This window comes from Actinomycetospora chiangmaiensis DSM 45062 (genome assembly GCF_000379625.1).
Lineage (GTDB): Bacteria > Actinomycetota > Actinomycetes > Mycobacteriales > Pseudonocardiaceae > Actinomycetospora > Actinomycetospora chiangmaiensis.
The window spans coordinates 536,389-555,974 of sequence record NZ_KB903217.1; the positions used below are offsets into that span (position 1 = coordinate 536,389).

Genomic DNA, 19,586 nt, shown 5'->3' on the forward strand with positions numbered 1-19,586 from the left:
CGGGTATGCGCTCTCACGCCACCGACGAGGGGACCAGATGGCACACACCACCGGCACGCTGCCCGCGCAGCGGGCCTCCGACCCGATCCTCACGACCTTCCGCGTGTTCGCGGTCCTGACCGTCGTGAACCTGCTCTGGCAGTTCGTCTCGGCAGGCGAACTGGTCAACCGTCCGGTCGACGACGCCTTCGAGGCCTCGCACTCGGCCGGGGCGATCGTGCTCCACGTGCTCTCGGGCATCGCGATGATCGCCGCCTTCGCCCTGTGGCGGCTCCGCGGTGCCGCCCTGTGGCCCGCCGTGATCGCCCTGCTCGTGTTCGTGCTGTCGTTCGTGCAGGCCTACTTCGGCGGCCGCTCGACGCTGTGGATCCACGTCCCCGGCGCCATGATCCTCACGATCGGGGCCGTCGCGGTCGCCGTGTGGACGTTCCTGCCGGCCCGGAGGTGACGTTGTCCTGTGAGTACTTTTCCGTGCCCGAGCACGGAAAAGTACTCACGGTCAGCGCCTCCGGGCGCTGATCACCCCGGTGTTGAACCCGGCGAGGTGCAGGCCGCCGTGGAAGCGGGCGTGCTCGACCTTGAGGCACCGGTCCATGACGACCGTCAGCCCGGCCTCCTCGCCGCGCCGGGCGAGGGCCTCGTCGTAGAGCCCGAACTGCAGCCAGAACGTCGTCGCGCCGACGGCGATCGTCTCGTCGAGCACGCCGCCGAGGTCCTCGGGGCGACGGAAGACGTCGACGAGGTCGGGGACCACGGGGAGTTCGGCCAGCGACGGCCACACCGGCCTGCCGAGGATCTCGCTCGCGTTCGGGTTGACGAAGTAGACGTCGAAGTCGGTGCTCGAGAGCAGGTAGGTCGCGACGAAGTTCGACGCCCGGGCCGGGTTCGCCGAGGCGCCGACCATGGCGACGCTCTTCGTGTCCCGCAGGATCTGCTGTCGGTCGAGTGCGGTGGGGCCGTCCCAGCCCATCAGGCCTCCTTGGTGGCGACGGTGAGGGCCTGGTCGAGGTCCCAGAGGATGTCGTCGACGTCCTCGATGCCGACGCTGATGCGGATCAGGTCGGGCCGCACACCGCCCTCGCGCAGCTGGTCCTCGGAGAGCTGCTGGTGGGTGGTGGACGCCGGGTGGAGCACGAGAGTGCGCGCGTCACCGATGTTCGCGAGGTGGCTGCAGAGCTGCACCGACTCGATGAACCGCCGGCCGGCCTCCCGCCCCCCGCGGACGCCGAACGCGAACACCGCGCCGGGCCCCTGCGGCAGGTAGTGGCGGGCCCGCTCGTAGTGGGGGTGGCTGGGGAGCCCGGAGTACCGGACCCAGTCGACGCGGTCGTCGGCCTCGAGCCACTCCGCGACCCGCTGGGCGTTCGCGACGTGCGCGGCCATCCGCTGCGGCAGCGTCTCCACTCCCTGTAGCAGCAGGAATGCCGAGTGTGGGGAGAGGGCTGCGCCGATGTCGCGCAGCTGCTCGGAGCGCAGCTTCGTGAGGAACCCGTACTCCTGGAAGTTGCCCCACCAGGAGAGCCCGCCGTAGGACGGGATCGACTCCGTCATCTGCGGGAAGTTGCCGTTGCCCCAGTCGAAGCGACCGGACTCGCACACGACGCCGCCGAGCGTGGTGCCGTGGCCCCCGATGAACTTCGTCGCCGAGTGGATCACGATGTCCGCGCCGTGCTCCATCGGCCGGCACAGGTAGGGCGTCGCCGTGGTGGCGTCGATGATCAGCGGGATGTTCGCCTCGTGGGCGATCGCCGCGAGGGCCTCGACGTCGGTGACCTCGCCGGAGGGGTTCGTGACCATCTCGGCGAACACGAATCGCGTCTCCGGCCGGATCGCGGCGCGGAAGGCCTCCGGGTCGTCTCCGCCGACGAAGGTGGTGTCCACCCCGAAGCGGCGCAGCGTGACGTCGAGCTGGGTGACCGTTCCGCCGTACAGGCTGGCGGCGCTCACGACGTGGTCGCCCGCGCCGGCGAGGCAGGCGAACGTGAGGAACTCCGCGGCCTGCCCGGACGCCGTCGCGACCGCCCCGAGGGCCCCCTCGAGGCTCGCGATCCGCTCCTCGAACGCCGCGACCGTCGGGTTCGCGATGCGGCTGTAGATGTTGCCGTACTTCTGCAGCGCGAACAGGTTCGCGGCGTCGGCCGTGTCCTCGAAGACGAAGCTGGTCGACTGGTAGATCGGGACCGCCCGGGCGCCGACCGACGAGTCGGGCACCGCGCCGGCGTGGACCGCGCGCGTGGCGAAGCCCCAGGGTCGTTCCGCGTTCTCCACGTCCGCCGTTCTACACGCCCGGACGGCGCCCGTCAGCGCGGATCGATCACGGTCACCGCGGGACGGCGCGGGCCGCGAAGTACTCGCTCGACGGCTTCCGGAACAGCAGGACCAGGTACCCGACCAGGAGGACGGCGGTGACCAGCTGGAGCACCGACGGCACGCCGCCGGCCGCCACGGGCACCGGGGCGACCAGGGAGGTGACGGCCCCGCCGAGCGAGAACAGGATGCCGATCCCGGCCAGGATCGCGGTGGTGATCCGGGCCCAGTTCGCGCCCGCGCGGACGCGGAGTCCGAACCAGAGGAAGACCCCCGCCAGCACCACGGTGACGACCAGACCGACGATCGAGGCGATGGTCACCGCCGAGCCGATGTTCTGCATGGCCTGCTGCTCGGCCTCCGGCGGGAGTCCGAGGCTGTCGAAGTACGCGGCGTAGTCCTGCGCCGACGGGGGGAAGAGGACGCCGAGCAGCTGAGCGATCACGTACAGGGCGAGCGCCGCGCACCAGAGCAGGAACGCCCGACGGACCGACACCGGCTCGGGCAGGGGCGTGCCGAACCCGGGCTGCGGCACGCCGTACCCCGGTGGGCCCTGCGTGGGCGCGGGCTGCTGGGGCTCACCAGGACTGAACGGAGTGTTCACATCGCGAAAGCTAGGTCACTCGACGGCTTCCTGGGTGCCTTTCTCGTCCGTCGCGGTCTGCTCGTCGAGAATCTCCTCGCGGGCCTGGGCGATCAGGCTCCGGACGGTGTCGTCCTGCGGCTCGGTCATGGGATCGGGTGTACCCCGTCCCGACGCGGATCCACCTCCGGACGCCCGATTCCCGCGTCCGGGTCCGGTCTCAGCCGTCGAGGCCCAGCCGCGCCGCGATGACCTCGTCCATGATCTCGTTCGTCCCGCCCCCGATGCCGAGGATCCGGGCGTCGCGGTAGTGCCGCTCCACCTCGACCCCGTGCAGGTACCCGGCGCCGCCGTGGAGCTGGACGGCCTGGTCGACGACCCAGTCGCACGCCTCCACGGCCTGGTTCTTGGCCATCGCCAGCTCCGTGACGAGGTCGGGGGCGAGCGCGCCGCCGGGGGAGGAGCCGGTCCCGCCCGCCTCCCAGCGCAGGAACACGTCCCGCACGTAGGTCCGCGCGACGGTGGCCCGGCGGGCCATCTGCGCGATGCGGTGCCGGACGACCTGGCGGGACGCCAGGGGCGCGCCGAACGTCTCGCGCTGCCGCGCCCAGGCGATCGTCAGCTCCACACAGCGCAGCGCGGTCGCGTAGGCCTGCACCGCGAGCGAGAGCCGCTCCGACCCGAACCGCTCCATGATCTGCCGGAACCCGCTGCCCTCCGGGCCGACGAGGTTCGCCGCCGGCACCCGCACCTCGTCGAGGGAGATGGTCGCCGTGTCCGAGCAGTGCCAGCCCATCTTGCGCAGCGCGGTGCGGTGCACCCCGGGCCGGTCGGTCTCGATCACCAGCAGCGAGACCCCGCGGTGGCCGGGGCCGCCGGTGCGCACCGCCGTCGTCACGAAGTCGGCGCGGGTGCCGGAGGTGATGAAGGTCTTCGCCCCGGTCACCACGTAGTCGTCGCCGTCGCGGACGGCGCGGGTGGTGATGGCGGCGACGTCGGAGCCGGTGCCGGGCTCGGTGATGCCGAGCGAGCCGATCAGCTCGCCGCGCAGCGTGGGCCGGACGAACCGGTCGACGAGCTCGGGCGAGCCGTGGAGGGCGATGTGCGGGGCGGCGATGCCGTGGGTGAACAGGCCCGCGACCAGTCCGCTCGACCCGCCCGCGAGGATCAGTTCCTCGGTGACGGTCGCGCTGTCGAGGTGCCCGCCCTCGCCGCCCGCCGCCTCGGGGAACCCGAGCGCGAGCAGCCCGAGCTCCCCGGCCCGACGGTGCAGCTCCCGGGGCAGCGCGCCCGCGTCCTCCCACCCCTCGAGGTGCGGGACGATCTCGCGCTCGGTGAACCGCCGGACGAGCGCGCGCAGCTCGCGGCGCTCGTCGGTGTCCCAGGGGCTGACGTGTGTCGCGACCGCCGTCATCGGGCCACCGCCGCGGCCGACCCGGCGAACTGCTCGCGCAGCACCCGCTTCAGCAGCTTCCCGGTCGCGTTGCGCGGCAGCTCGGCGACGAACTCCACCCGGCGCGGCGCCTTGAAGTGGGCGATCCGGTCCCGGGCGAACGCGATCAGCTCCTCGCCGGTCACCGGGCCGTCGGCGACCACCACCGCCACCACCGACTCGCCCCACCGCGGGTCGCCCACGCCGATGACGGCGACGTCGGCGACCGCGGGATGGCGGTGGAGCACCTGCTCCACCTCGACCGGGTACACGTTCTCCCCTCCGGTGATGATCATGTCCTTCTTCCGGTCGACGAGCGTGACGAACCCGTCGTCGTCCCGCACCCCGAGGTCGCCGGAGTGGAACCAGCCCCCGCGCATCGCCGTGGCGGTCTCCTCGGGGCGGTTCCAGTAGCCGGCGAACACGGTCGGGCCGCGCAGCACCAGTTCCCCGACCTCCCCCGGCTCGACGAGCTCGTCGTCGGGACCGACCAGCCGCGCGTCGACGTGCAGGAACGGCCGGCCCACCGACCCCGCGTGCGTCACCACGTCGGCCGCGTCGAGGAAGAGGGCGGCGGGGGAGAGCTCGGTCATCCCGAAGCCCTCGGTGAAGGTCCAGCCGAGCTCCAGGAAGCGCTCGATCACGACGACGGGGCACGGCGCCCCGCCCGAGATCGCCCAGCGCAGGGCGGGGAAGGACCGCTCGCCGAGATCGGGCACGCGGGTGAGCGCGGCCCACATCGCGGGGACGAGGAACTGCGTCGTCACGCCCTCGCGGGCCATGAGGTCGAGGAAGCCGGCCGGGTCGAAGGCCGGCACCACGACGACCGTCCCGCCCGCGTAGAGCAGCGGCAGCGCCGAGAGCCCGAGCGCGCCGATGTGGAAGAGCGGGGCGGCCGCGATCGTCACGTCGGTGGAGGCGATCCCGGGGCCCGCGACGCACATGTCGACCGCGTTCCACAGCATGTTGTCGTGCGTGAGCACCGCGCCCTTCGGACGGCCGGTGGTGCCCGAGGTGTACATGATCACGCAGGGCTCGTCGCCCCGTCCGGGTCCGGGCTCCCCTTCCCGACGACGGATCGGGCCGGGTTCCGTGGCCAGGTCCACGAGGTCGGGCGGCGCGTCGAGCTCGGCCACCGCCGCGTCGCCGAGCGGGGTGAACGCCGCCGACCGGACCAGGAGTGCGGCGCCCGAGTCGGTGAGCACGAAGGCCACCTCGGCCGGTGCGAGCCGCATGTTGACCGGCACCGCGATCGCCCCGAGCCGGGCCACGGCGAAGAGCCACTCCAGGTAGGCGCAGGAGTTCTCCCCGAGCAGGGCCACCCGGTCGCCCGGGGCGACGCCCAGCCCGGCGAGGTCGGCGGCGCGGGCGGCGACGCGGTCGTCGAGCTCGGCGTAGGTGGTGCGCCGCCCGGTGACCCCGTCGACGAGGGCGACCGCGTCCGGCGACCGCTCGGCCCGGCGTGCGACCCACGCCCCGATGCTCTCGTCCATCCGACTCCCTCGTCGCCCTGACCCCGGCACAACCTGCCCGGCCGCACGGGTGGTTGCCAAGAGCGGGCGACGAAGGAGCACCCGCGGTGGTCGGCCGACCCGGCGGACCACCGAGGGTGCTCGGTGATCAAGCTGCGGTCCTCGCTCCCCGGCGCATCGCCCAGTAGATCGCCGCCGAGACGACGAAGCCGACCTCGAAGGCGATGTCGCCGATCTGCGGCACGGCCTGCGCCACGAACCCGGTGAAGGACACCTGGTTGGAGAACAGCACGATCGAGACCACCATCCCGCTGAGCATCGCGATCGGCCCGGCGGCGTTGCGGTGCGCGGTGTCGAACAGCAGCGCCTCGCCCGACCCCCGGCGCAGGTACCAGTCGACGAACACGACGGCGAGCCACGGGCCGATCCAGTAGGCGATGATCAGCAGGAAGCCCTCGTAGGCCTCGCCCGCGTCGGACAGGCCGGTCAGGGCGACGACGAAGCCGAGGACACCGAACACCCCGACGGCGAGTGCGCGGCGCAGGGTCAGCGGCAGCCGGATCCCGAGCGCGACGAACGACATGGCGCCGGAGTAGATGTTGATGGCGTTCGCCGCGACGGCACCGACCGCGATGCACAGCAGCGTCAGCGCCGCGAGCCAGCCGGGCAGGTGCTCGGTGAACGCGGCCGTGGGCGAGGCGTTGGGGTCGCTCCCGATCGTCGCGGAGGCGGCCCCCACGATCTCGAGGATCACGCAGGGCACGAAGACGCCGAGCCCCGCGGCCACGCCGACCGCCCGCGGGCTCGAGTCCGCCGGCAGGTAGCGGGTGTAGTCGGTCGCGTACGGGTTCCAGCCCGCGGCGTAGCCGAAGGTGGCGCCGACGGTCAGGAGGAAGCCCGCGACCGTGCCGGCGGGCTGGCCGCCGGTCGGGGTGTAGGACGGGTCGACCTGCGTCAGGATCACCACGGACGTGATCGCGAAGACCACGGCCAGCACCGGGAGTACGACCTTCTCGAAGCCGTGGATGAGGTTGTGGCCGAGCAGTGCCACGCCGATCTGGACCAGGGCCACGATCAGCAACCCGAGCCAGGTCGGCATGCCCGTCAGCGTCGCGAGGGCGAGCGCGCCGGACACGCTGTTCACCGCGAACCAGCCGATGCCCCCGACGACGGCGTTGAGCCCGGCCGGCAGCGCGTTGCCGATGAAACCGAACCCGAGCCGGGACAGCACCATCATCGGCACGCCCGCGGCCGGGCCCCGCGCGGAGAGCAGGCCGTGCGTCAGCGAGCCGAGCGCGGTGCCGACCACGATCCCCACGACGGCGCCCCAGAAGCCGAGGCTGAAGGCGCTGACTGCGAGCACCCCGACGAAGATCGTGGCGAACTCGAGGTTGGGCGAGCACCACGTCCAGAACAGCTGGCGAGCCTGCCCGTGGCGCTCCGAGAGCGGGATGAACTCCGCGCCGCCGGGCTCCACGGCGACGACGCGGTCGCCGTAGACCCCGTCCCGCAGGACGACGTCGCTGGGCTCCTCGACGATGGACACTCCGGCCTCCCTCTAGGGACTGACGGTGATGGCGGCGAGCTTGTCCGCCAGGTAGTCCGCGGCCCGGACGGGCGGCGCGGCGGTGTGCCCGACGGGCGGGCCGAGGGACTCGACGACGGTGTGCGGGTCCAGCTCGTAGAAGAAGACGAGGCTCACGAGGTCCTCGTCCGGGGCGGCGGTCTGCGGGGGCAGCACCCGGTGCCGGGTCGAGCGCCACCGCTGCCCGGTCCAGCGGGACAGCAGGTCGCCGACGTTGATCGTGAAGGCGCCCTCGACGTACGGGGCGTCCACCCACGTGCCGTCCATGTCCACCTGCAGGCCGCCCGCACCGGGTTCCCGGTCGAGCACCGTGAACGTGCCGAAGTCGGTGTGCGGCCCGATGCGGAACTGGTCCTCGGCGGGTGCGCCGACCTCGGTCAACGGCGGGTACCGGTTGACGTTGAGCGTGTAGCTCGGGTGCCGGGCGTGACGCGTGAAGTGGTCGGCGGGCAGCCCGAGGCCCACGGCGCCGATCTCGAGCAGCCGCTCCGCGACCGCCCGCATCCGTGCCATGTGCGCCTCGAGCTCGCGCCGCAGCGCCGGGACCTCCGCGGGCCAGGTGTTCGGGGCGAACCACACCGCGTCGATCGCGGGGTCGCCGGTGGGCCGGTCCGCGCCGACGGTCCACGACTCCTTGAGGTCCGGCGGCCCGGCGATCCCCTCGGCGGCGGCGTTCGCCTCGGCGCCGGGCCCCAGGTAGCCGTGCCCGCCGACGGCCACGGCGTACCGGGCCTTGACCTCGGGTGGCAGGTCGAAGAACTCCCGCGCGGCCGCCCGGGCCGCGCGCGGCCCCTCGTCGGGAACGCCGTGACCCGTGACCAGCACGAAGCCCGCGGTCTGCAGCGCGGCGTCGAGGGCCTTCCCGACGGCGGGGGTGGCCCCGTCGGCGATGTCGACCAGCGGGATGCCGCTCACCGGACCCACCTGTTCGAACTCCGCTGCGCTGCGTCTCACTCCGGCCCCCCGATGTCCTCGAGCCAGGTGTCGGGCTGCTCCGCGGCGAACCGGCTCATCAGCTCGGCGCAGGCCGGGTCGTCCAGCACCGTCACCGTCACGCCGTGCTCGGCGAGCCAGGCGTGCTGCCCACCGAAGGTGCGGGCCTCCCCGACCACGAGGTGCGGGATGCGGAACTGGCGGATCAGGCCGGCGCAGAAGAAGCAGGGCGAGAGGGTGGTGACCATCGTGGTGCCCGCGTAGTCGGGGCGGCGGCCCGCGGCGCGGAAGGCGGCGGTCTCGCCGTGGGTGGCGGGATCGCCGTCCTGGACGCGCCGGTTGTGCCCGGCCCCGAGCAGCGCGCCGTCGGAGGAGAAGAGGGCCGCCCCGACAGGGACGCCGCCGGCGTCGTAACCCGCGCGCGCCTCACGCAGCGCGACGGCGAGCATCTCGGACGGGTCAGGCACGGGGTGCAGCGTCATCCGTCCGATCTTCCCAAAGGTGACACCGACGTTAAGTGTCCGTCGGACGGGGCAGTGTCACACGTTCGGATGACGACGGCGATCTCCTGCCCTCGCCGGCGGCAACCGCACCCGACATCAGGCCGCGACTGGCGCGGGCTCCGGGGACACCGCTGCGCGGGTGCGGAGCATCGCCCAGCCGGTCATGGCCGCGGCGAGGACGGTCAGCAGGGCGCCGGCGAGCAGGGCGGCGCCGTGGAACTCGGCGGACTGGGCCGGGCTCCAGGCGGTCGCCGTGATCGTGCCGGTGAAGAGGGCGGCGATGACCGTGCCGGCGAGGGCCACGCCGGTGCCGGAGGTGATCTCGGTGGCGGTGTCCGAGAGCGCGGCGCCGATGGTGGTGCGGTTCGCGGGCAGGCCCTGCAGGACGTTGACCATCGCGACCACGCCGGCGACCCGGAGGCCGGCCGCGACGAGGGCGAGGGCGAGGGCCACGCCGACGTAGGTGACGGTGCCGAGGGCGGTGTAGAGGGCGAGGCCGACGACGATCGCGCCGGCGCCGAGCCCGGCGGCGCGGTGGATGCCGAGCCGCTGGACGAGCGGGTTCACCAGCGGACCGGTCGCGAGGAGCACGGCGACCTGCGGGAGCATCCCGAGCGCCGCGGCGGCGGGCGGCCAGCCCCACGCGAACTGCAGCTGGAGGGTGACGAGGTAGCCGAGGCCGGCCGTCGCGAGTCCGGCGGCGGCCTTGTATGCGAGGCCACCGGAGACGAGCGGCCGGGTGACGAGGCCGAGGTCGAGCAGCGGGTGGGCCGCCGTGCGCTGGCGGACGACGAAGCCGACCGCGGCGAGGAGGGCCGCCACGGCCGCGACCCACGGCAGCGGGGACCGCGCGCCGGACTCGACGAACAGGGTGGGCGCGACGAGGGCGAGGACGACGGTCGCGGTGCCCAGTGCAGCACCGGGGAGGTCGAGCGGGACGCGGTGCAGGTCGGCGGGGTCGTCGGCGGCGACGCCGCGGCGCACGGCGACGATCGCGAGCGCCGCGACCGGCACGTTCACCAGGAGCAACACCTGCCACGGCGCGACGGCGAGGACGAGGCCGCCGAGCGTCGGCCCGATCGCGAGGCCGACCAGACCGACCGTCGAGATGAGGGTGATGGCCCGGACCCGCAGGCCCTCGTCGTCGAACAGCCGGAAGGCGAGGGCGCCGGCGCCGGGTGCGGTCATCGCCGCGGCCGCGCCCATCGTCGCGCGCACGGCCACCAGTTCGGGGGCGGTGGAGACGGCGGCCGTGGCGAGGCTCGCGAGGCCGAGCAGGACGAGGCCGACGGTCATCAGCCGGCGCCGGCCGAAGCGGTCCGCGGCCGCGCCGAACACGAGCATGAGGCCGCCGAAGACGACCGAGTAGGCGCCGGTCACCCACTGCAGGCCGGCCGTCGAGGCGGCGAGGTCCCGCCCGATGGTGGGCAGCGCGACCGTGAGCACGGAGTTGTCGAGCATCTCGACCAGGAAGACCGCCGAGAGACCGGTGAGGGCGAGCCACGCGCCCCGGAGCGACTGCTGTTCGTCTGACACGAACACTGTTCTACACACGAACAGTGTTCGTGTCCAGCTACAGTGGGTCCGTGAACGCGCGAGAGCGACGGGCCGCGCGCCAGGCGGCCGTCGGGGACCCGGCACCGGCCGTCCGCACGCCCATCACTCCGGACCGGATCGTCGACACCGCGCTGCGGATCGTCGCCGAGGAGGGCTACGAGGCGCTCACCATGCGGCGGGTGGCCACGACGCTCGGCACGGGGCCCGCATCGCTGTACGCCCACGTCGTCAACAAGGCCGACCTGGACGAGCTGCTCATCGGCCGGCTGTGCGCGGAGATCACCCCGCCGGAGCCCGACCCCTCACGGTGGCGCGCGCAGGCCCACGACCTCGCCGCGCAGCTGCGCGACCAGTACCTGCGCTTCCCCGGCATCTCCCGCGCGGCCCTCGCCATGGCGGCGACCGATCTCGCCGTCCTCCGGCTCCAGGAGGGCCTGCTCGGGGTCCTGCTCGCGGGCGACGTCCCCCCGCGCGCCGCGGCCTGGACCGCCGACGCGCTCGTGCTCTACGTCGCCGCCTACTGCCTCGAGCGGTCCGTGGTGGGCCGCGACGACGCCTGGGTGCGCGACCGGTCCGAACTGGTCGCGCGGTTCGAGGCCCTGCCCGCCGACCGGTTCCCCCACGTCTCCCGCTACGCGGCCGAGCTGACCGCGGGTGAGGGGCACGACCGGTTCGACTTCACCGTCGACCTCCTGCTGGACGGACTCGCCGGCCGGGCGTGAGCGGCGGGGACGGGGGTATCACGACGGGGTGCCCGAGCTGCCCGAGGTGGAGAGTGCCCGCCAGGTCCTGGAGAAGGCGCTCGACCGCACCATCAGCGACGTCGACGACACCGACGAGTACGTGTGCCGTCCCCACAAGCCCGGCGAGATCGCGAAGGCGCTCGTCGGCGGGCGGCTGACGGCGGCGAAGCGGCTCGGCAAGACGATGTGGTGCGAGACGGTCACCGCCGACGGCGAACCCGGCCCGAACCTCGGGGTGCACCTCGGGATGGGTGGGCGCATCCGCATCACCGGGCCCGACGGTGCCCGCGACTCCGAGTACGCGGGTGGGCTGCCGAAGAAGTCCACCGAGAAGAAGCAGAAGCCGGAGTGGGACCGCGTCACGTTCTTCTTCGACGACGGCGGCACCTTCAAGCTCTTCGACAAGCGCCGGCTCGGGCGGGTCCGGCTGGAGCCCGACCTCGACGCCCTCGGCCCGGACGCCTACGAGATCACGCGCGAGGACTTCCGCGAGCGGATCGGGAAGGGCACCGCCCCGATCAAGGCGCGGCTGCTCGACCAGGGCGCCATCGCCGGCGTGGGGAACCTCCTCGCCGACGAGACGCTGTGGGAGGCGAAGCTCGACCCGCACACGCCCTCGGGGGAGCTCTCGACCGACCAGCTCGACGAGCTGCGCCGCGTCCTGCGGCACGCGACGCGGGAGGCGATCAAGCACGGCGGCGTGCACACCGGCGAGGTGATCCCGCACCGCAGGAAGGACGAGACGTGTCCGCGGTGTGGCGCACCCATGGAGAAGGGCACCGTGGGAAGTCGGACGACGTGGTGGTGCAGCGCCGAACAGGCGTGAACCACCTACGCTCGGCGTCCGGACCACCGTCGCCCGCGGGGAGGACCACCGTGACCACCGGACCGTTCAGGTCGAACACCCCGCCACCCGCGGCGTTCACCTTCGCCGAGCTGACCCCCACCGCGTTCCTGGAGCGCTCCGAGCACGCGTTCGCGGAGCGGACGGCGATCGTCGACGGCGAGCAGCGGTTCACCTACGCGCAGTTCGCCGACCGTTCCCGACGGCTGGCGGGGGCGCTCGGGGCGCTCGGCGTCCGGCCCGGTGACCGCGTGGCGGCCCTGGCCACCAACAGCCACGTCATGCTCGAGGCCCACCACGGCGTGCCGTTCGCCGGCGGGGTGCTGGTGCCGCTGAACACGCGGCTGTCGGCCGACGAGCTGGTCCACATCGTCACCCACTCCGGCTCCCGGGTGCTGCTGGCCACCGTCGAGCTCGCGGACATGGCGCGCACCGTCGCCGAGCGGACGGGGGTGTCGCTGCTGCTCGAGGGCGACGACTACGAGGATCGGCTCGGGCGGGCGGCGCCCAGCGTCGTGCCGGTCGCCGACGAGCGCGGGCTGCTCGCGATCAACTACACCTCGGGCACCACCGGGCTGCCCAAGGGCGTGATGTACCACCACCGCGGCGCCTACCTGCAGGCGCTCGCGATGGCGTTCCACCTGCGGCTCACCCCGGCGTCGCGCTACCTGTGGACGCTCCCGATGTTCCACTGCGACGGCTGGTGCTTCCCGTGGGGTGTCACGGCGTCCGGTGGCACCCACGTGTGCCTGCGCGCCATCGACGCCGACGAGATCTGGCGGCTCCTGCGCGACGAGGGCGTCACGCACTTCTGCGCCGCCCCGACGGTCCTGACGATGATCGCGGGCGGGTCCACCGCGTCGCCCCTCGACCAGCGGGTCACCGTCGCGACCGGCGGCGCCCCGCCGTCGCCGACGCTGCTCTCGCGCATGACGAAGCTCGGCATGGACATCACCCACCTGTACGGGCTGACCGAGACCTACGGACCCGCCGTCGTGAACGACTGGCACCCCGAGTGGGACGACCTCGACGCCGACGAGCGGGCCCGCCTGCAGGCCCGCCAGGGCGTCGGCAACGTGGTGGCGGCCCGGCTGCGGGTGATCGCCGAGTCGGGCGCCGACGTGCCGGCCGACGGCGAGACCCTGGGCGAGCTGGTGGTCCGCGGCAACGACGTGATGCTCGGCTACTACCGCGACGTCGCCGCCACCGCCGCGGTCGACGCCGCCGGCTGGTTCCGCACCGGCGACCTCGGCGTGGTCCACGCCGACGGCTACGTCGAGATCCGCGACCGGTCCAAGGACGTGATCATCTCCGGTGGCGAGAACATCGCGTCGGTCGAGGTGGAGCGGGTGCTCGACAGCCACCCCGCGGTGATCGAGTCCGCCGTGGTCGGGGTGCCCGACGAGCGGTGGGGCGAGATCCCGGTGGCCTACGTGACCACGAGCGAGGAGGTCGACCCCGACGACCTCGTGGAGCACGTCCGCACCCACCTCGCCCGCTACAAGGCGCCGAAGCGGATCGTCTTCGGCGAGCTGCCCAAGACCTCGACCGGCAAGATCCAGAAGAACGTGCTGCGGGAGCGGGAGACGCAACCCGTGGAGTAGCCCGATCGGGGCATCCCGATGTCGCGCTGTAACCGTGGCGACGGTGCGGCCGACATCGGGGCGTGTCCCGTCGCGTGTGGCTCGCCCTGCTGCTCTCCGTGGTCGTCGCCCTCGGTGGTGCCGCGACCGCGTGGGCCGTCTCCGCCCCGGCCGGGGCGGTCGGGCACGACGTCTCCTACCCGCAGTGCGGCACGACGCTCCCGACGACGGGCCGGTTCGGCATCGTGGGCGTCAACGGCGGCAAGGTCTCGACCGCCAACCCGTGCCTCGCCACGCAGTACGCCTGGGCGTCGCGCACGGCGAACGGCGCGGACCTCTACGTCAACACCGGCAACCCCGGCGCGATCTCCACGTTCTACTGGTCGCAGAGCGGGACCCGCGACCCCGCGCTGTGCACCGACCGGAACTCGAGCGCCGACCCGGGCTGCGCCTACAACTACGGCTGGCACGGCGGCCAGGACTCGCTGCGGATCGCGAGGAACGCCGTCGGCAGCGGCGTGACCGCCCGGACCTGGTGGCTCGACGTCGAGCTCGCCAACAGCTGGAACGGCACCCCGGCTGCCAACGCGGCGTCCCTGCAGGGTGCGGTCGACGCCCTGGTGAGCGGCGGCGTCGGCACCGTCGGCATCTACTCCACGAACTACCAGTGGGGGCAGATCACCGGCGGCTACACCGCGTCGAACGCCGCCACCTACCGGAGCGGCTGGGCGTCGGCGTTCACCCCGAAGCGCCCCCTGGAGTCGGCGCCGCTCTGGATCGCCGGGCTCTCCACCCTCGACGCGGCCTCGCGGAACTGCGCCACGAGCTTCACCGGGGCGAGGACCGCGCTCGCGCAGTACTCCGACGGCAACCTCGACGGCGACCTCGTCTGCGGGGCCCCGCCGACCACGACGCCTCCGACGACGACGACCGTGGCGCCGACGACCACTGCTGCGCCGACGACCACTGCTGCGCCGACGACCACTGCTGCGCCGACGACCACTGCTGCGCCGACGACCACTGTTGCGCCGACGACGACTGTCGCGCCGACGACGACTGTCGCGCCCACCACGACCGTGGCGCCGACGACGACGGTCGCGCCCACGACCACCACGACGCCCCGTCCGACCAGTAGCGCCCCGGCCCCGACGGCGCCCGGCGCGCCGACCGGCGTGACCGCGACGACCGACCCGACCCGCGGCATCGTCCTGCGCTGGACCGCGCCCGCGCAGACCGGTGGGAGTCCGGTGAACCGCTACGTGATCCTGCGGGGCACCGCCGCCGGCCGGGAGTCGGTCCTCGGTGTCCTCACCTGCAGCACCGCGACCTGCGCGTGGCGCGACACCTCGATCCCGGCGGGCAGCACGGAGTTCTACCAGGTCGCGGCCGCCAACGACGCGAACCAGGTCGGCCCGCGGAGCCCGGAGGTCAGCGCCCGGGCACGGTGACGGTCGAGGTCCTGTTCTGCCGCGCGACGTGATCGCAGTGCGACCACGTCGCGTGGCAGAGGTGGATCTAGCGCGTGGCGTTCTGCAGGCGGCGCGCGCCCTCGTCGGCCTTCTTGGCGCCGATGCCGGTCGCCGACCCGACCAGGCGGAGCCCGACCACGGTGACGACGTTGACCAGCCGGCCGGTGATGCGGACCGGGTTGAGCGCCGCGGCGAGGTGGTCGAGCGGCGCGGCGGCCGCCTCGGTGTAGGCGTGGATCGTCTGCCCGGCGCGGTCGGCGGCGTCGGTGAGCTCCTCGTCGAGCTTCTCGCCCTGCTGGGCGGCCCGGCGGGTGGTGTTGCGGAGCTCGTCGCTCGCGTCGGCCGCGGTGGCCTCGACCGAGGCTGCCGTCCGGCGGGCGGCCGCCCGGGTCTCGCCCGCGACCTCACGGGCGGTGCCCCGGACCTCCGAGGCGGCCTCGCGACCGCTGGCGCGCGCGACGTCGGCGGCGTCGCGGGCGGCTGCCTCGACGGACTGGGCGGCGGCGGAGGCGTCGTCGGCGATCTGTCCGGCGCCCTCCGACACGGTCCGGCCCACCCGCTCGGCGGAGCCCTCGGCGTGGCCGCGCACCTTCTTGCCGGTGGTCGCGAGCTCGTGACCGACCTCGTCGGCGGTGTCGGCGGCCTCGTCACCGACGCTGCGGGCGGAGTCGGCGGCCTGGTCGGCCACCGTCCCGGCCCGCTCTGCGGCGGTGTCCGCGACGGCGCGCGGGCCGGCGGCGGACGAGGAGGAGCCGGATGACGAGGAGCCGGACGACGAGGACGCGCCGGCCTTCGAGCCCGCCTTCTTCCTCGCGGCGTCGCGCTCGGCGGCGCTGCTCTGGCCGGACGCCTCGAGGCGGGCGCGGTCGAGGTCGGCGACCTCCACCCCGGCCTGGGCGGCCTCGGCGGTCGCCCTGCGGGCGGCGTCCTCGCCGGTCTGCTTCGCCTCGGCGGCGGCCGCGGCGGCGGACAGCTCCGTGGTGATGCGGTCGGCGTCCTGGGTGTGTGCGGGGACCTCGGTGGCCTCGACGAGTTCGCCGGTGAGGTCGTGGACCATGACGGCGCCGCCGCCGTCGTTGCGCACGATCTCGACGGCGCGGGCGATGGCCTCGGCCTGTGTCGGAGCGTGGGCGCTGGGGCGGGTGGCGGCGGGCTTGACGACGATCCAGCCGTCGTCGGACGGGCGGACGTGGCGGTCGGCCATGAGATAGCTCTCCGGGATGTGCGTGACGCTGGGCTCGGGATCGATGGCCCGAGGTGCCCGACCTCGCCGATCGACTACACGCCCACCTCTATGACGGGGGCCACGAGGCTGCTCCCGGCCGGCGGCGATCGCACGGAACTCGCGAGAGGGACTTCTCCTCGGGCGGGAGGGGGAGGACGCTGGGTGTCCGAACGACGGAAGGACGGTGCGCCATGACGAGACCCGATGCGATGGTGCCCGAGCAGGTCATCGGCTCCCGGGACGAGGCCGAGCACGCGCGCCTCGAGGAGGCCCGGGCCCAGTACCGCCGGCTCAACGGCGAGTTCACGATCCTCGAGAACTTCGAGCGTCGGCTCACCCGGCAGATCCACGAGAAGCAGGAACAGGGCCGCGACGACTACGTGCGTGAGCTCGTGCAGCGCCGTATCTCCGTCCGGTCCCGGCTCGAGGAGATGCGCGTGCGACGGGCGCGCGCGGCGAGCGCCGCAGGGCTCTGAGCGGCGGCTCACCGCTGGTTGCGGGTCCGCCCGGTCTCCACGGCGCCGAGCATCGCCCGGACGACGGTGCCGATGAGGACGAGGTCGAGCACCATCTGCCCGACCACCAGGAGACGGGCGGCCGCCGTGACGGGGACGATGTCACCGAAGCCGACGGTGGCCAGCACGGTGACGGTGAAGTAGAGCGCGCCCACCCGGTCGAGCGCCTGGTCGAACGAGCCGGGCTCGGACGCGGCGAGCACCACGTAGGTGGTGGCGAAGATCAGGACGAACAGGGGCGCGATCACGGCGAACGCCTCGACCGCCCGCAGCACCGGCCACCGGGAGCGGCTGATCGCCCGCACCTGCCAGACCGCGGCGCCCGCGAACGCGAGCAGCCCGATCGTCAGCTCGGCGAGGGCGAGGGCGTCGGGTCGTGCCGTCAACGGCAGCACCGCGTAGAGCCAGCCCATCACGGCCACCGTGACGGTCGACCGGACCGCGGCGCCCACCGCCCGACGGATCGCCGCGCCGCGTTCCTCGTCCATGCGGTCCTCCCGGACCGGCACCCTGCCCGGCGGCCGTCGTCCCGCGGCAGGGCCGACCGTCCCGACTCACGCCGCGACGGCGGCCCGCACCATCGTGGCGAGCACCGGGCCCGCCACCTGCGGCGAGGTGTGCGAGGCGCTGCGGGGCGTGGAGTTCATCAGGCCGAACGCGGCGTGCGCGGCGGTCCGCACCTCGTCGGTGCTGCGCGGCGGGCCGACCCGCGCGATGACGTCCTCCCACACCTCGACGTAGGCGCGCTGCAGCGCGCGGACCCGCCGTCGGGAATCGTCGGGGAGCGAGGCGAGGTCGCGGTCCTGCACCGTGATCAGCTCCGGGCGGTGCAGGGCGAAGTCGACCTGGAAGTCGATGAGCGCCGTCAGCCGCTCGCCGGGGTCGGGGTGGGCGGTGATGATCGCGCGCGCCCCGTCGAGCAGGTACTCGCTGATCCCGACGAGCATCTCGGCGAGCAGTCCCTCCTTCGACGGGAAGTGCCGGTAGATCGCGGGGCCGCTCACCCCCGCGGCCGCGCCGATGCCGTCGATCGAGGTGCCGTGGAACCCGTGGCGGGCGAACAGGCGCGCGGCCTCGACCAGGATCTGGTCCCGACGACGGGTCGGCGCGCCTGCCATCAGCTCCATGGCGCCGACACTACGGGCCTTGCGCCGTCGTGTGAACGCTCGCTAACGTCTCGTGTTAGTCAACGTTCACATCCGAGGAGGACGCCGTGACCGCGACCGTCGGATCGGGAGACGCAGCGGAGCGGAGCTCGACCGTCGGCTCCGGCCACGCCGAGCTGGTGGACGACCTGCGCGCGAAGCTCGCCGCGGTCCGGCTGGGCGGGCCGGAGCGCAGCCGACAGCGTCACGTCGAGCGCGGGAAGCTGCTCCCGCGGGACCGGGTGGACGCGCTGCTCGACCCGTCGTCGCCGTTCCTGGAGCTCTCGCCGCTCGCGGCGCACGGGATGTACGACGACGCGGCACCGGGCGCCGGGATCATCACCGGGGTCGGGCGGATCTCCGGGCGGACGTGCGTGGTCGTGGCGAACGACGCCACCGTCAAGGGCGGCACGTACTACCCGATGACGGTCAAGAAGCACCTGCGGGCGCAGGAGGTGGCGCTGCAGAACCGGCTGCCCTGCGTCTACCTCGTCGACTCCGGGGGCGCCTTCCTGCCCGAGCAGGACAACGTGTTCCCCGACCGCGAGCACTTCGGCCGCATCTTCTACAACCAGGCCACCATGTCCGGGCTGGGCATCCCGCAGATCGCGGCCGTGCTCGGGTCGTGCACCGCCGGCGGCGCGTACGTGCCGGCGATGAGCGACGAGGCGGTGATCGTCCGGAACCAGGGGACGATCTTCCTCGGCGGCCCGCCGCTGGTGAAGGCCGCGACGGGCGAGGAGGTGACGGCCGAGGAGCTCGGCGGCGGCGACCTGCACGCCCGCACCTCCGGCGTGGTCGACCACCTCGCCGACGACGACGCCCACGCCCTCGCGATCGTCCGCGACATCGTCGACACCCTGCCCGCCGACCCGGCGCCGCCGTGGGAGCGCCGCGCCTCCGCACCCCCGGCGAAGGACCCGCGCGAGCTCTACGACGTGGTGCCGGTCGACGGGCGCAGCGCCTACGACGTGCGCGAGGTGATCTCCCGGGTCGTCGACGGCTCGAGGTTCACCGAGTTCAAGGCGGAGTACGGGACGACGCTGGTCACCGGGTTCGCCCGCATCCACGGCCACCCGGTCGGCATCGTCGCGAACAACGGCGTGCTCTTCCGCGAGTCCGCACTCAAGGGCGCGCACTTCGTCGAGCTGTGCGACCAGCGCGGCATCCCGCTGGTGTTCCTGCAGAACATCACCGGGTTCATGGTCGGCCGCGAGTACGAGGCGGGCGGCATCGCGAAGGACGGCGCGAAGATGGTCACCGCCGTGGCGACGACGCGGGTGCCGAAGCTGACCGTCGTGATCGGTGGGTCCCACGGCGCCGGCAACTACGCGATGAGCGGCCGGGCGTACTCGCCGCGGTTCCTGTTCATGTGGCCGAACGCGCGCATCTCCGTCATGGGCGCCGAGCAGGCCGCGACGGTGCTCGGCACGGTCGGGTCGTCGAGCGCCGACTCGGTCCGCGAGCAGTACGAGCGCCAGGGCCACCCGTACTACTCGACCGCCCGGCTCTGGGACGACGGCGTCATCGACCCGCTCGACACCCGCACCGTCCTCGGCCTCGCGCTGTCCGCCTGTGCCCACGCGCCGCTCGACGACCCACGGTTCGGTGTGTTCCGGATGTAGCCCGTCCCCGGATGGCAGCGGAGCGTCGTCGCTGTCATCCAGTGACAGCAACGACGCTCGGCTGC

At 73.5% G+C, this 19,586-nt stretch carries 18 protein-coding genes and 1 pseudogene; 7 read left to right on the forward strand and 12 right to left on the reverse strand.

Annotated elements, in window-relative coordinates; genetic code table 11:
- The first annotated feature begins 37 nt into the window (after positions 1–37).
- Entirely contained in the window at positions 38–448 is a 411-nt protein-coding gene (locus A3CO_RS0102700) for a hypothetical protein (RefSeq protein WP_018330693.1), read from the forward strand.
- Between the two features lie 51 nt (positions 449–499).
- Here A3CO_RS0102700 and A3CO_RS0102705 read toward each other — a convergent pair whose 3' ends face one another.
- The 9 genes from A3CO_RS0102705 to A3CO_RS0102750 all read right to left on the reverse strand — a co-directional run bounded on the left by A3CO_RS0102705 (position 500) and on the right by A3CO_RS0102750 (position 10,351).
- Positions 500–970 (reverse strand): CoA-binding protein, encoded by a 471-nt coding sequence (locus A3CO_RS0102705; protein ID WP_018330694.1) that lies wholly within the window; start codon positions 968–970, stop codon positions 500–502.
- A complete protein-coding gene (locus A3CO_RS0102710; protein ID WP_018330695.1) occupies positions 970–2,268 on the reverse strand; it encodes an O-acetylhomoserine aminocarboxypropyltransferase/cysteine synthase family protein in 1,299 nt (432 codons plus the stop codon). Before A3CO_RS0102710 ends, A3CO_RS0102705 begins: the two co-directional genes overlap by 1 nt.
- A gap of 52 nt (positions 2,269–2,320) precedes the next feature.
- The gene (locus A3CO_RS0102715) at positions 2,321–2,911 is read right to left on the reverse strand and encodes a hypothetical protein (RefSeq protein ID WP_157646936.1); all 591 of its coding nucleotides are present in this window, start codon (positions 2,909–2,911) and stop codon (positions 2,321–2,323) included.
- 199 nt (positions 2,912–3,110) lie between these two features.
- Complete coding sequence (locus tag A3CO_RS0102725) at positions 3,111–4,304, reverse strand: acyl-CoA dehydrogenase family protein (protein WP_018330698.1); 1,194 nt, start codon at positions 4,302–4,304, stop codon at positions 3,111–3,113.
- Positions 4,301–5,815: an acyl-CoA synthetase gene (locus tag A3CO_RS0102730; protein WP_018330699.1), complete on the reverse strand. Its 1,515-nt coding sequence runs from the start codon at positions 5,813–5,815 to the stop codon at positions 4,301–4,303. Before A3CO_RS0102730 ends, A3CO_RS0102725 begins: the two co-directional genes overlap by 4 nt.
- Positions 5,816–5,942: 127 nt before the next feature.
- Positions 5,943–7,340, reverse strand: coding sequence for a purine-cytosine permease family protein (locus A3CO_RS0102735; protein WP_018330700.1), 1,398 nt, complete (start codon positions 7,338–7,340; stop codon positions 5,943–5,945).
- A gap of 12 nt (positions 7,341–7,352) precedes the next feature.
- Complete coding sequence (locus A3CO_RS0102740) at positions 7,353–8,294, reverse strand: isopenicillin N synthase family dioxygenase (RefSeq protein ID WP_018330701.1); 942 nt, start codon at positions 8,292–8,294, stop codon at positions 7,353–7,355.
- A 35-nt stretch (positions 8,295–8,329) separates the two neighbouring features.
- Entirely contained in the window at positions 8,330–8,794 is a 465-nt protein-coding gene (locus A3CO_RS0102745) for a nucleoside deaminase (protein WP_018330702.1), read from the reverse strand.
- A 117-nt stretch (positions 8,795–8,911) separates the two neighbouring features.
- Positions 8,912–10,351: an MFS transporter gene (locus A3CO_RS0102750; protein ID WP_157646937.1), complete on the reverse strand. Its 1,440-nt coding sequence runs from the start codon at positions 10,349–10,351 to the stop codon at positions 8,912–8,914.
- 50 nt (positions 10,352–10,401) lie between these two features.
- On the opposite strand from A3CO_RS0102750, the gene A3CO_RS0102755 reads away from it, so the two are divergent.
- From A3CO_RS0102755 to A3CO_RS38900, 4 genes are all read left to right on the forward strand, one after another.
- Complete coding sequence (locus tag A3CO_RS0102755) at positions 10,402–11,094, forward strand: TetR/AcrR family transcriptional regulator (RefSeq protein WP_033413279.1); 693 nt, start codon at positions 10,402–10,404, stop codon at positions 11,092–11,094.
- 28 nt (positions 11,095–11,122) lie between these two features.
- Positions 11,123–11,941, forward strand: a complete 819-nt coding sequence (locus A3CO_RS0102760) for an Fpg/Nei family DNA glycosylase (protein ID WP_018330705.1) — start codon at positions 11,123–11,125, stop codon at positions 11,939–11,941.
- A gap of 50 nt (positions 11,942–11,991) precedes the next feature.
- Positions 11,992–13,563 carry an acyl--CoA ligase family protein gene (locus tag A3CO_RS0102765; protein ID WP_018330706.1) on the forward strand — a complete coding sequence of 524 codons (1,572 nt, stop codon included), beginning with the start codon at positions 11,992–11,994 and terminating at the stop codon, positions 13,561–13,563.
- Between the two features lie 62 nt (positions 13,564–13,625).
- Positions 13,626–14,990: a glycoside hydrolase family 25 domain-containing protein gene (locus tag A3CO_RS38900; protein ID WP_211214370.1), complete on the forward strand. Its 1,365-nt coding sequence runs from the start codon at positions 13,626–13,628 to the stop codon at positions 14,988–14,990.
- A 67-nt stretch (positions 14,991–15,057) separates the two neighbouring features.
- Here the strand turns inward: A3CO_RS38900 and A3CO_RS0102775 are convergent, their stop codons facing one another.
- Positions 15,058–16,215 (reverse strand): DUF2188 domain-containing protein, encoded by a 1,158-nt coding sequence (locus A3CO_RS0102775; protein WP_020508837.1) that lies wholly within the window; start codon positions 16,213–16,215, stop codon positions 15,058–15,060.
- A 212-nt stretch (positions 16,216–16,427) separates the two neighbouring features.
- On the opposite strand from A3CO_RS0102775, the gene A3CO_RS0102780 reads away from it, so the two are divergent.
- Positions 16,428–16,712, forward strand: coding sequence for a hypothetical protein (locus tag A3CO_RS0102780; protein ID WP_157646938.1), 285 nt, complete (start codon positions 16,428–16,430; stop codon positions 16,710–16,712).
- Positions 16,713–16,720: 8 nt separating this feature from the next.
- Here the strand turns inward: A3CO_RS0102780 and A3CO_RS0102785 are convergent, their stop codons facing one another.
- Together A3CO_RS0102785 and A3CO_RS0102790 are read right to left on the reverse strand one after the other, a co-directional pair.
- Positions 16,721–17,239 carry a potassium channel family protein gene (locus A3CO_RS0102785; RefSeq protein WP_157646939.1) on the reverse strand — a complete coding sequence of 173 codons (519 nt, stop codon included), beginning with the start codon at positions 17,237–17,239 and terminating at the stop codon, positions 16,721–16,723.
- 66 nt (positions 17,240–17,305) lie between these two features.
- On the reverse strand, positions 17,306–17,878 hold the full coding sequence (locus A3CO_RS0102790; RefSeq protein ID WP_018330710.1) for a TetR/AcrR family transcriptional regulator: 573 nt from the start codon (positions 17,876–17,878) through the stop codon (positions 17,306–17,308).
- Positions 17,879–18,021: 143 nt separating this feature from the next.
- Here A3CO_RS0102790 and A3CO_RS0102795 point away from each other — a divergent pair.
- A pseudogene (locus tag A3CO_RS0102795) lies at positions 18,022–19,521 on the forward strand (carboxyl transferase domain-containing protein); the annotation flags it as partial.
- Positions 19,522–19,586 lie beyond the last annotated feature (65 nt).